The sequence below is a fragment of the Fimbriimonadaceae bacterium genome, from assembly GCA_019454125.1.
In the GTDB taxonomy this organism is placed as follows: domain Bacteria; phylum Armatimonadota; class Fimbriimonadia; order Fimbriimonadales; family Fimbriimonadaceae; genus JALHNM01.
This window is the reverse complement of the sequence record CP075365.1, coordinates 144,912-156,957: the sequence shown is the minus strand read 5'-3', so window position 1 is coordinate 156,957 and position 12,046 is coordinate 144,912. Positions and strand designations below refer to the sequence as shown.

Genomic DNA, 12,046 nt, shown 5'->3' with positions numbered 1-12,046 from the left:
GTTTTGCCGACAGAATGATCTAGGGCTCATGCATCGGAGCAAAGTGCGGGACGACCGGTTCGAACCGGGGAACGACGGGGTGGCCTTGCGCCCGAATTTGGAGCCCCAGCCCACCGCGACCCTTCGCGCGATCCTCGCCGCCATCGACCACGGTGTCCTCTTGACCGACCTGGACCACAAGAGCCTGGCCTGCAACCGCGTTTTCGGGGAGATCTTCGGGGTCGAGCCGACCGCGGTCGTGAGCGACGACGTGGAGGGTGTGCGAAGCCGGGTCTTGCCGATCATCCGTGATGCGGACGCATGGCTTCGGAACTTAGACGAGGTCTACGCGAACCCCCTCGACCAGTTCGAGGACGACCTGGTCTTGGACAAGGGGACGGGCGAGGCGGTGGTCCGCCGCTTCACGGGGCCGGTGGTGGACTCCGAGGGGCGTCTGATTGGCCGGGTCTGGACGTTCCAGGACGTCACCCGCGAGAGGAGGGCGATGCGGATGCGCGAAGCGCTGCAGGAGCTCAGCGACTTTTACAGCCCGGAGCCCCGCGATGTGCTGCGCAAGGGGATCGAGATGGCCTCCCGGTTCTTCGATGGCGCGATCTCGATCCTTTCCGTCCGAAAAGGGGACTGGCTGGAGTTCAGTGAGGTGGCAGGGGCCCCGCCCGGCGTGCCCTTCCCGCCCGGGAACGAGGTCTCCGACAGCTATTGCCAGTATGCGATCGAATCGGTGAGGCCCTTCCTGGTGCAAGACGCGCGCCAAAGCCCGGCCCTTGCGAGCCTGTTGCCGGCCCGATTCGGCCAAAACCGTTACTTGGGTGCGCCGGTGATGTCCGCCCAGGGCAGCCCCGTCGGGACGATCTGCGTCTTGGACCACCGCACCGAGATCATCTTCGACGACGCGGACGTCCAGTTCCTTTCCATGCTGGCGCTGCGGGTCGGTTCAGAACTCGCGCGTGAAGAGAACATCCGCCAGCGGATCGAGCAGCAGGAGCGGGAGGTCGCCCGCCAGAGGCGCGCCCTCGGGACCACCCGGACCGTGCTCTCCGCGATGAACGAGGCGTTCGACCTTTTCGGATCGGACTCCCGCAAGGCCCTTGTGAAGAGCCAGGTCCGCATCTTGCACGGCCTGCTCGACTATGAAGCGTGCGGCCTCTTCGTGGCCGAAGGCGGCAAGGATTGGGAGGGATTCGCCTATGCGGCCGGGGCCGACCGTCCGCGGTCAGCCAAGGTCGCACCTGAGCGGTGCCAGGTCCTCTCTCGCATCGCCTCCGCCCAAGACCGGCAACGCGACTTCGTCGTCGCCACGCCGGAAGCCTGCGTCCTTGCAAAAATGCTCGGGACGTCGTACATCGTCCTCGCTCCGATCTCGCTCGGCACGGGGGTCTCGGGAGTCGTCGCCTTCGGCAACCCGACCGCGCCGCCCGTCGACGACGAGCACCATCGCGCCCACCTCGAGGCCTTGGTGGAGCAGGTGAACTTGCTGCTCCGCACCCAGTCGCTGAAGCGGGAGCTGGTCGAAACCGGGGACGAACTCGAGACCACCTCGCGCCAGCTTGTCGAAAGCGAGAAGCTCTCAGTGGCGGGCACGCTCGCCGCGAGCACGGCGCACGACATCCGCAACATCCTCTCGACGCTCTCCATCTTGTTGAACGAGCGCCACGCCGACCCCGAATGGGCGCTCAGCGCGGTCCGCGACCAGTTGGACCGGTTCTCGCTCCTTTCGCACCGTCTGCTTTCCTATGCCAAGCCGCGGATGGTCTCGCACAGCATGCTGGACGTCGCGGAGGTGCTGGAGTACGTGGTCGAACTGACGGGGGCGCTGGCCCGGATCCACGGGACCAAGCTGGAGCGCGAGGTGGAGGGCCGGGGGCTTTGGGTCATGGGCGAGCGCCACCAGTTGGAGCACCTCATCGTGAACCTGGTCATCAACGCGATCCAGGCGATGGCTGATTCCGGCGGCTCGGTCAAGCTCCGCGCCAACCATGTGGGAGCAAATGTGGTCGTCGAGGTGATCGATACGGGCAAAGGGATCGTGCCCGAAGACCTGTCCACGCTGTTCCAGCCGTTCCTATCCGGTAGGACGGACGGGACCGGTCTGGGCCTCTACAGTTGCCGCCGTATCGCGCAAGAACATGGCGGGACGCTTGAGGTCGAGAGCAAAATTGGCGTCGGCACCACGTTTCGCGTAACGTTAGCGGCCTCCCGAAGCATCTAAAGGAAGTCTATTCGATGCCAAACAGACTGTTAGTCGTAGAAGACGACCGCTATCTGCTCGACAACCTCAAGCGGGTGCTTACCGGGCAAGGTTTCGAGGTGACGACCGCCTCCACCGGTGAGCAGGGCCTCGCTTTGGTGACCGAGGCGAAGCCGGACCTCTTGATCTTGGACCTTGGCCTCCCGGGCATGGACGGCCTAACGTTGTGCCGCCGGATCCGCTCTCGCTGGAAGCTGCCGATCATCATGCTCACCGCCCGCTCGGAGTCCATCGACAAGGTGGTCGGCTTGGAGGTCGGTGCGGACGACTATTTGACCAAGCCGTTCGAGCCGATCGAGTTGGTCGCCCGGGTCCGCGCCCAGTTGCGCAGGGCGAACGAATATGGCTCCACCGAGGACGAAGCGCCGAAGCCGATCCAGATCGGCGCCCTCGAGATCGATTTGGCCAAGCGGATGGTGCGCCGGGCGGGACAGCCTGTCACGCTGACCTCCCGCGAGTTCGACGTGATCGCGCTTCTGGCCCAAAACGCGGGCCGGGTGATGGATCGGGACACGATCTTCGAGCGGGCTTGGGGCTACGAGATGGAGTTCAATACGAACAGCCTCGAGGTGATCCTCTACCGACTGCGCAAGAAGATCGAGGAGAGGCCGGCGAAGCCGCAGTACCTCCACACGGTCCGGGGCTACGGCTACAAGCTTACGGCGCCCTGACCGCTCAGTCCGTCAAGATCGAATAGGTGTGGAACCGCGAGGACATGGGCGGCTCCTCGCCGCGCTTCTTGGCCTCCGTGATGTCCTCGAACCCACGCTTGTGGCCCTCTAGGAACTCGGGGCTGCCGACCCACGCGTTGAAGCTGGCCTCGTCTTTCCAGTAGCTCACGATCAAGTACGGCTCGTTCTCCTTCTGGTCTTTCAAGACCTGCATCCCCATAAAGCCGGGCATGCGGTCGATGGCGCGAGCGCGCGTGCAGAAGAGGCACTCAAAGCGGTCTCGATAGTGTGCCTTGCAGTCGATGTAGTTGATCGCGACAAACCCCGCGTCCTTCGGAACGGAGGACTTGACCTGGCTAAGCGGGCACTGGTCCGACATGAGACAGCATTGTAACCTTCTGGCGTTCCAGCGCCCGCCGAAGGCCCGGCGCGGTCCCGCCCTCTGGTGACCCCGACTCCAGCCGAGGGCCGCCGGCAGAACAGCTAGAGCCTTTCCAAGACCACCAGCTTTTTCGTGGCCTTGTGATCACCCATGGTTACCGTGACTTGATAGTCGCCGGGCTGCACATGGAAGGGGTTGAAGAGCACGTCCTGGTTCTGGTCCGGTTGCTTCAGCCAGTCCTCCGGTTGGAGGTCCCAGGTGACCCGGTTCCACCCGGCCGCGTTCGAGCCGCTCAGTTCCCGGACCGTGTTGCCCTTTGCGTCCTCGATCTTGACCTTCACCTCCTCGCCCGTGTACTCCCCGATCCAATAATCGATCCTCGGCCCGATCGAAGGGTTCGCGGCCCGGAAGATCTTGTGGCTCCATAGCCCTTGATAGTTCAGCCGGTAGATGGGGCGGCGGGGCTGCAGGTCGAAGAGGTGCAAGGGCGAGGCGAGGACTTCCGGAGTCAGCTGGCTGAAGAACGCGCCGCTATCGAGCACGTAAATGGAACGTCCGTGGGTGCCAAGGACGACGTCCGTCTCTCGAGGGTGTTGCTTGATGTCGTCCACCGGCGTGGGCGGCAGCGCCTTGCCGTTCATGCGAACCCAGGTGCGCCCTCGATCCAAGGTGACGTAGGCTGCGTTCTCGGTCCCACAGTAGAGCACGTCCGGGCTGAAGAGGTCTTCACGGACGACTTTGACGGACCGCCCTTTGGGCAAGTCGCCGGTCACATCCGTCCAGGTCCTGCCCCAGTCTTCGGTGGCAAGGATCAGCGGGTCCATATCGTCCGACCGGTGGCCGTCGATGCTGGCGTAGGCGCGACCATCGGCATGGGCGCTCGCCACCACGCGCGAGACATAGCGTCCGCCGACCTCTTTCGGGGTCACGTTCTTCCACGAGCCGCCGTCGTCCTTTGAAAGGTAGATCAGGCCGTCGTCGCTCCCCGTCCAGAGCACCCCCGCCTTTCGGGGCGATTCGTCGATCGTGACGACCGTGCAATGGGTCTCGGCGTGGGAGCCGACCGTCTCGATCTTGGCCGGGTCGGCCGTGGTGAGGTCGGGGCTGATCTTCTCCCACTTCTCGCCTCGGTCCGTGATCTTGAACACATAGTTGCCCGCGTGATAGATGACGGAGGGGTCGTGCTGCGAGACGAAGAACGGTGAGTTCCAATTGAAGCGGTGGCGCGGCTGTCCTTCGCGGGCCTCGGGGGCGATGTAGCGGCGCTCGCCTGTGCCGAGATCGACTCTGACGAGGTTGCCGCCCTGCCATTCGGCGTAGACGATGTCCGGGTCCTCCGGGTCGAAGTCGGCGTGGAAGCCGTCGCCCCAGTTCACATACTGCCACTCGGCGTTCGTGATCCCGGTGGCGGGGGTCTTGGCCGCCTTGTCCGCCTCGACCTCTCGGGCTCCGGCGCTGGGGCCGATCCACGTACCGTTGTCCTGCAGGCCGCCGATGATGCGGTATGGGTCGCCCATGTCAAGGCTGATGTTGTAGAACTGCCCCGTCGCGATCGTGTTCAGGAAATCCCAGGTGGCGCCTCGGTCGAACGATTGGGAGGTGCCTCCGTCGGTGCCGATCACAATGTGCTCGGGGTCGTCCGGCGCGATGATGATGGCGTGGTGGTCGGCGTGGAGCAGGTTCGCCTGGAATTGGCGGAACGTCCGCCCTCCATCGTCGCTGACCTCGCAGGTCCAGCCCAGCATGTAGACACGCTGGCTGTCCTTGGGGTCGAACCGGACCTTGCTGAAGTAGAAGGCGCGGGGGCTGCGCACGCTGAAGCGGGCCCAGGTCTCGCCGCCGTCCTCGCTGCGGAAGACTCCTCCCCCGCGCATGCGGTCGTCGCGGATCGAGTTCGCCCCGCCCTCGGTCGCTTCGACCACGGCCACTAGGATGCGGCTGTCGCCGGGAAACACGTCGAGGCCGATGCGCCCCGTCTTTTCGGGCAGCCCGCCCGCCAGCTTTCTCCAGGTTCGGCCGCCGTCGGTCGTCTTGAAGAGCCCGCCCTGCGGGCCACCGCTGGTGAAACTGTAAGGGGTGCGGCGACGGTGGTACATCGCGGCGAAAAGCGTGTCGGGGTTTTCTGGGTCGATCGCGATCTCACAGCACCCGGTCTGGTCGTCGATCTGGAGCACGGGCTCCCAAGTCCGGCCCGCGTCGGTGGTCTTGTAGACGCCCCGGGTGGGGTTCGCGCCCCAAAGGTGCCCGAGGGCAGCGACATAGCAGACGTCAGGGTCGCGTGGGTCCACGACGAGGCGCGGGATATCGTGGCTGTCCTCCAGCCCACAGTGCACCCAATTCTTGCCGCCGTCGTCGCTGCGGTAGACGCCGTTGCCCCAGCTGCTGGAGTTCCGCCCGTTGCCTTCGCCGGTGCCGACCCAGATGCGGAAGCCCTTGCTTGCCGCGACCGGCTCGGGCATGGGGACTTGGTCTCCGCCCGACGGCGCTTGCCCGGGGGCGTCGCCGAGCGGTTCGTCCATCATCGAGGCCGTCTTCGCGGCCGCCTTCGGCTGGGCTCCGGCGGGCGGCTCCGCCTCCGTGCTGACAGGGGTCCCGGGTAGCCGGACCACCGCGACGGAACCGATCGAGGACGTCTCAAGCACCTTGTCGAAAATGGGCTCGAAGGTCGTCCCACGGTTCTTCGTGACCCAGAGCCCGCCGGTCGCGAAGCCCATGTAAAAGGTCTTAGGGTTGCCGGGCTCGAAGCAGAGGTCGCTGACACGGCCGCCCATGACAGCGGGTCCGACCGAGCGCCAAGGGAGGCGACTTAGGTCTTCGGGGGTGAGCCTTCGGCCGGTCGTCCCTCGGGGGGTCTCCCTCGCCTCGCCTGCGTCATCGGGGGCTTTTTTCCTTGCCATCTGCCCGGTGAGTATAGCGATTCGCGCGTTAGCGGTGGCTCGGGGATTGGTGGGCCTAACTAGATTCGAACTAGTGACCTCACCCTTATCAGGGGTGCGCTCTAACCAGCTGAGCTATAGGCCCTTACCAGGCGCGTAGGATACCTTCCGATTATCGGCGCGGTGCGTCCTTTTTCAGGCCCGCGTACTGAATTGGGGTGGAAAGCGTCCAATAAGGGACGAACCCCTCGGCACGGCCCCCGTCGTCCTTCGGTAGACTGCGCCGGAGTCCGGTGACCTTGCCGGCCGAGAAGAGTTACAGGACGCAGAAACGATGTCTTCGAGAATCCCAACCGCCGTGCTGGCCCTTGCGGGCCTCGCCGCTTCCGCCGTCGCCCAGTTCGACGGGGTCGCCCCCGTGGCCTGGCGATGGGCCGAGACAACTTCGGCCCCGCCTGCTGGAGCGCCGCTTGTCGACGGCGACCAAGTCTTCGTCGCCGTCGGAGGCCGCATCTATAGCGTGAACCGCAAGACCGGCAACCAGAACTGGCGCTTCCCGGTCGCCGAGCCTCTGGACGGCAACTTCCGAACTGGTGCGGCCCTTGCCGGCAACTTGATCGTTGGCGCCACCGATGCCAGAATCGTCTATGCCGTGGACAAGGCGACGGGCGCCCTGAAGTGGCAGCACCCGGCCGAAGCCCCCGTCGCAGGCACCCCGGTCATCGCGGGCAACGCCGTGGTCTATGCGACCACCGACCGCAGCCTGGTCGCGCTGAACTTGGACAGCGGCAGCCCCCTTTGGCCCCAGCCGGTGAAGGCCGCCAACGGGATCTATCCGAACCTGGCCGCCTGGCAAGACAGCGTCATTTACATGACGAACGAGCCGCAGATCATCTCGATGAACGTCGCCACCAAGAAGGAGAATTGGCGCATCGGCCTGCGCAGCCTCAGCGCGGCGACCCAGCTCGTCGCCTACGGCGACTCCATCTATGTCGCCAGCGGCAACTATATCTCCGCGATCCGAGCGGCAAGCGGCGGCCGCAAAGGCGAGGTGCGGCTGGACAAGACCCTTTCCTTCGGCCCGGCCGTCAGCGCGAACGGGGTGGCGGTGGTCTCGGACGACGGGTACGTCTTCACGTTCGACGCGAACCTGAAGCCGGTCTTCCGCGCGGGGATCAACTTGGAGTCGCTGCCGGTCAATTCACCTGGGTTCGTCGGCAAGTGGGTCGTCGTCCCGACGACGAACGGTTCCGTGAACGTGCTCGACCCGACCACGGGCGACATCGTCTTCAACTACATCGTCCCGCCGCTCTTTAAGGTGGCTGCGGACGGTGGGGGCGACACCCCGCCTGCCCGGTTCGTGACGGCTTCCGGCCCGGCCGCCGAGAGCGGCTCGACGATGCTGGTGCTGCTTCGCGACGGCAGCCTGGTCGCTTTCGACAGCCGACTCGGCGTGGATCTCACCCCGCCGGAGATCTCGATGCTCTGGCCCCGCCGTGGCGAACAGATCTCCGGCGCGGCGCCCCTGGAGTTCCTCTTCCAGATCGATGACGCCTCGTCCGGCGTGAACTCTTCGAGCCTGAAGGTCTACGTGGACGACAAGGAGTACGAAGGCGTCTACTCGCGGGACGGCTACCTCAGCGTGAAGATCGCGGCGGGCGGCCGGAACCAGCCCCTGACCGACGGGCGACACGAGATCCGGGTGGTCGCCAAGGACTGGCTTGGCAACGAGGCCACTCAAACCGTGAATGTAAGCGTTGACAACACTCTGGCCGCAACCGGCCTCGCGCCCCGCAAGTCGGCGACCGAGGGAACCGGCGGCGCAGGTGGCAGAAGGCGTGGCGGGGCAGCCGGAGGCGGCTAGACCTAGCGAACTTTCCGCGGCCTTCTGGTCGCGGATCTTGGCCGCGGAACTGGGCGTCGAACAGGCGTCCCGGGCCGCGGCCGGAGCGTCTTCCTCCCCCGACCCTGAAGCGTTCCTTCTCGCTTGGCCCGGTGCCAGCGAGCGACAGCGCCAGGCGATGGCGGCCCATGACGCCACTGCCGCCGAGCGCGCTCTCCTGGGCGGGGCCGAGGTGCTCTTCGGCGACCGCTTGCCGTCCTTGCTTTTGCGGGCGCCTTCGCCTCCCCCTGCCGTCTTCGTCGACGGAGACCTTCGGTGCCTCGATCGGCCGATGGTGGCCATCGTGGGAACGCGGACGGCGAGCACCTATGGGCTTGCGATGGCGCGGCGCTTCGCGGGCGAGCTTGCCCAAGCCGGCGCGACGGTGGTGAGCGGCGGGGCGGTGGGCATTGACCGCGCAGCCCACGAGGCTGCGATGGAGGCGGGGGGCGCGACCCTCGCGGTCCTCCCCTGCGGCGTGGACGTGGTCTATCCCAGCCGCCACGCCCAGCTCTACGCGAAGATCCGCGAAAGGGGGGCGCTCATGAGCCGTTACCCGTGCGGGGTCGGGCCGAAGAAGCATTGGATCCCGGGTCGGAACAGCGTCGTCGCCGGGCTTTGCAGGGCCGTGATCTTGGTCGAGGTGCCGTCCGAGAGCGGCGCCCTCATCACCGCCAAGCACGCTCGGGAAGCGGGCCGAACGACCTTCGTCGTCCCCGGCCCCGCGAACCAACCGAGCTTCGTCGGCTCGCACGCCTTGATCCGCCGAGGGGCGGTGTTAGCGGACGACCCGGGGCAAGTCCTGCGGAGCTTGGGGCTGCAGGCTTCCCCTGGGCAGGAGTTCGACCCGTCCGCCTTCGGCGGCGACGAGGCGGCCGTTTTCGGAGCGTTGGTCGGTCAGCCGCTTTCGGTCGAAAAGCTTGCCGAATCGACGGGTCTCGCCCCCGGCCGCGTGCTTTCCGCCCTGACAATTTTGGAGCTTGAGGGCGCGATTGTCCGGGCGACCGAGGGGTACGCTCGCGCCCAGTGAGCCAGGTTCTTGATGCCCTTGGTCCGCAGGGTTTTGGGGCTTATCTTGTCGAATGGGACGAGGGTGGGCCGATCCTCGAAAGGGTGACCAAGAAGCCCGAAGGGACGCTGGTCCCCGGCTTTGTTGACATCCACGCTCACGGCGGGGTGGGAGTCGACGGCATGACGGCCGACTCGGAAGGCTGGCGTAAGTGGCTGGACGCCCTGTGTCGGCAGGGATATGAGTCGCTGCTTCCCACGACGGTCGCAAGCTCGGTGATGGGTGTCCAACGGTTCTTGAGCCTCTTGCCTGAAGATCCGATGGTGGCGGGCTTTCACATGGAAGGCCCTTTCATTAGCCCCGCGAGGGCCGGTGCGCAGCCCAAGGAAGCGATCGCCCTCCCTCCGAGCGGCCCGGGCGAATGGGACGACGTCTTGAACGACCCGCGGCTCAAGCTGGTGACCTTGGCTCCCGAACTGCCCAATGCGACGGCCCTCATCTCGCGGTTGCGCGACCGGAACGTCACCGTCTCGATGGGCCACACCGACGCCGATTACGACGAGGCGCGGATCGGCTTCGAATTCGGAGCCTCGAACGTGACCCATATGTTCAACGCGATGCGCCCCTTCCACCATCGCAGCCCGGGCATCGTCGGCTACGCCCTCACCAACCCCGATCTGACCTGCGAGCTGGTCTACGACCGGGTCCACGTCGCGAAGGAGGCGGCGGAGCTCCTCTTCAAGTGCAAGCCGCTGGAGAAGATCGTGGCGGTCAGCGACGCTGCCGCGGGCGCAGGGCTGCCCAACCGGAGCGAGTTCGAGCTGTGGGGCCACAAGGCGTCCGTGGTCAAGGGCGTCGTCAGCTTGGAAGACGGCACTTTGGCGGGGAGCGCGTCGACGCTGTATGACAGTTTCCGATTCTTGTGGGAGGACTTCGGCGCAGAGACCGCGATCCGCCTTTGCTGTCTCAACCCCCGCAGGGCGGCCCCCGGCCTGAGCCTGGACCCTCGTGTTTGGCTGACGTTAGACCCCGACCTGCGCATCACGGAAACGCGTCGGGTGCTAGGATAGCAAGGCGTTGACGGCGCGGTCAGCCGAGCTATGACGGGGATATCACGGCTTAAGCGGATATTGCTGGGGCGGCCGATCGCTACAAAGCGGGCCCACCACGAGAAGCTCATCGTTCCTTTTGGGCTCGCCGTCTTCGCCTCGGACGCGCTCTCTTCGGTCGCTTATGCGAGCGAGGAGATCATGTTGGTCCTCGTCTTGGCGGGGCCGGTCGGACTCCAATACCTGCTAAAGGTGAGCGCCTGGCTCGGCGTTCTGATGCTCATTGTGGGCTTCAGCTACTTCCAGACGATCCAGGCCTATCCGAAAGGTGGCGGCACTTATATCGTCTCGTCCGAGAACCTTGGGAAAGGGGCGGCCAAGATCGCTGGGGCCTCTTTGTTGATCGATTACGTCCTCACGGTCGCGGTCTCAGTCAGTTCTGGCATTGCCGCCATCGTTTCGATGGCGCCGGGCGTCCAACCCTTCGCCGTCCCTATCGGCGTCGCGGCCATCGCCCTCTTGGGCCTGGCGAACCTGCGTGGCGCGAAAGAGAGCGGCGCGCTGTTCGCCATACCGACTTACTTCTTTGTCGTCATGATGCTGGCGCTCATCGGGACGAGCTTGATGAGGGGGGCAGGGTCGCCACACATCCCGCCCCAGGGGCTCACCGCTCCGGCCGAAGGGTGGCACGCGATCAACGTGCTCCTCCTCCTGCGGGCCTTTGCCGCCTCGTGTACGGCGCTCACGGGGACGGAGGCGATCGCGGACGGTGTGCCTGCCTTCAAGGACCCGGCGCCCCGGAACGCCGGCCTGACCCTGATCCTCATGGTCGGTTTGTTGCTCACCATGTTCTTGGGCGTCAGCTGGTCCGCAATGCACTACGGCATCGTCCCCATGGCCGCCGATGCCCCGGGATACCAGACGGTGGTCGCGCAGCTGGCGAGCCTGCACTTTGGCGACGGCTCCTGGCTCTTCCGCCTGACTCTTGTCGCGACGGCCACGATCCTGTTCCTGGCTGCGAACACGGCTTACGCCGATTTCCCCCGCTTGGCCAGCTTCGTCGCCCGGGACAACTTCCTCCCCCGGCAGCTGATGTCGCTGGGCGACCGCCTCGTTTTCCAGAACGGCATCGTCCTGCTTTCTCTGTTCGCGGTGGCGCTCATCGTCTTCTACAACGCGGACACCCACAGTTTGATCCCGCTCTATGCGATGGGCGTCTTCATCTCCTTCACGTTGAGCCAGGCAGGCATGGCGATGAAGCTCTGGACCGAGCGGAAGCAGGCCCTGGCCGAGGGCGCGACCGGCTCCGCCCGCAAGAAGGCCTGGCAAATGTCGATCAGCGGGTTCGGCGCCCTGGTCACGTTCATCGTGACGGGCATCCTGCTTGTCACGAAGTGGGAAGAGGGCGCTTACCTGATCGTGATCGCGCTGGCCGCGATGCTGTTCCTTTTCCAGGCGATCAGCAAGCACTACAAGTATCTGGCGAACGAACTGAACTTGGCTCCGGACGACGTGATTCCCAAGTACAAGACGGCGGCTCTCCTGTTGGTGCCGAGGTTGCACAAAGGCATCCTGAGCGCGATCGCCTATGCTCGGGCCAGCACGGCGGACGTCCGCGCGTTGCACGTGACCCTCGACGGCTCCAGCGCCGAAAGTCTCAAGAAAGCCTGGGAAGAGTTCGGCGAAGACCTCCCGCTGGTGATCTTGGACTCGCCCTACCGGTCACTGGTGGATCCCGTCACCGACTACGTGGACCAGATGATCGCAGAGGATCCGGACTTGGTCGTGACTGTCATCGTGCCCCAGGCCGTGCCCAAATATCCCTGGCATGCCATCCTACACAATAACGCGGCCGCCCAATTGAAGACCGCCCTCGCCTCGCGCAAGAACGTGGTCGTCACGAACGTCCGCTACTTCCTCCGCTAGCTC

At 65.5% G+C, this 12,046-nt stretch carries 8 protein-coding genes and 1 tRNA gene; 6 read left to right on the top strand and 3 right to left on the bottom strand.

The genetic code is table 11. The features are described from left to right. Window positions 1-28: 28 nt before the first annotated feature. Window positions 29-2,209 (top strand): GAF domain-containing protein, encoded by a 2,181-nt coding sequence (locus tag KF733_00835; protein QYK56032.1) that lies wholly within the window; start codon window positions 29-31, stop codon window positions 2,207-2,209. A gap of 14 nt (window positions 2,210-2,223) precedes the next feature. Then, complete coding sequence (locus KF733_00830; protein QYK56031.1) at window positions 2,224-2,919, top strand: response regulator transcription factor; 696 nt, start codon at window positions 2,224-2,226, stop codon at window positions 2,917-2,919. Window positions 2,920-2,923: 4 nt separating this feature from the next. Here the strand turns inward: KF733_00830 and KF733_00825 are convergent, their stop codons facing one another. The 3 genes from KF733_00825 to KF733_00815 form a co-directional block, all read right to left on the bottom strand. Next, window positions 2,924-3,298, bottom strand: coding sequence for an antibiotic biosynthesis monooxygenase (locus tag KF733_00825; GenBank protein ID QYK56030.1), 375 nt, complete (start codon window positions 3,296-3,298; stop codon window positions 2,924-2,926). Window positions 3,299-3,402: 104 nt separating this feature from the next. Further along, window positions 3,403-6,198: a hypothetical protein gene (locus KF733_00820; protein ID QYK56029.1), complete on the bottom strand. Its 2,796-nt coding sequence runs from the start codon at window positions 6,196-6,198 to the stop codon at window positions 3,403-3,405. Window positions 6,199-6,245: 47 nt separating this feature from the next. Then, window positions 6,246-6,322 (bottom strand) — tRNA-Ile (locus KF733_00815). A gap of 213 nt (window positions 6,323-6,535) precedes the next feature. Between KF733_00815 and KF733_00810 the strand changes: the two genes are divergently transcribed. From KF733_00810 to KF733_00795, 4 genes are read left to right on the top strand one after another with little or no spacing between them, the layout of a single operon-like run. Next, window positions 6,536-8,041 (top strand): PQQ-binding-like beta-propeller repeat protein, encoded by a 1,506-nt coding sequence (locus KF733_00810; protein ID QYK56028.1) that lies wholly within the window; start codon window positions 6,536-6,538, stop codon window positions 8,039-8,041. Then, the gene (gene dprA / locus KF733_00805) at window positions 8,004-9,089 is read left to right on the top strand and encodes a DNA-processing protein DprA (GenBank protein QYK56027.1); all 1,086 of its coding nucleotides are present in this window, start codon (window positions 8,004-8,006) and stop codon (window positions 9,087-9,089) included. Before KF733_00810 ends, dprA begins: the two co-directional genes overlap by 38 nt. Continuing rightward, window positions 9,086-10,138, top strand: a complete 1,053-nt coding sequence (locus tag KF733_00800; protein QYK56026.1) for an amidohydrolase family protein — start codon at window positions 9,086-9,088, stop codon at window positions 10,136-10,138. Before dprA ends, KF733_00800 begins: the two co-directional genes overlap by 4 nt. A gap of 30 nt (window positions 10,139-10,168) precedes the next feature. Continuing rightward, the gene (locus tag KF733_00795; GenBank protein QYK56025.1) at window positions 10,169-12,043 is read left to right on the top strand and encodes an APC family permease; all 1,875 of its coding nucleotides are present in this window, start codon (window positions 10,169-10,171) and stop codon (window positions 12,041-12,043) included. The last annotated feature ends 3 nt before the right edge of the window (window positions 12,044-12,046 follow it).

Bases quoted from the DNA above. Each gene is read 5' to 3' on its own strand.
- KF733_00835 (QYK56032.1), top strand. From the start codon at position 29: ATGCATCGGAGCAAAGTGCGGGACGACCGGTTCGAACCGGGGAACGAC.
- KF733_00830 (QYK56031.1), top strand. From the start codon at position 2,224: ATGCCAAACAGACTGTTAGTCGTAGAAGACGACCGCTATCTGCTCGAC.
- KF733_00825 (QYK56030.1), bottom strand. From the start codon at position 3,298: ATGTCGGACCAGTGCCCGCTTAGCCAGGTCAAGTCCTCCGTTCCGAAG.
- KF733_00820 (QYK56029.1), bottom strand. From the start codon at position 6,198: ATGGCAAGGAAAAAAGCCCCCGATGACGCAGGCGAGGCGAGGGAGACC.
- KF733_00795 (QYK56025.1), top strand. From the start codon at position 10,169: ATGACGGGGATATCACGGCTTAAGCGGATATTGCTGGGGCGGCCGATC.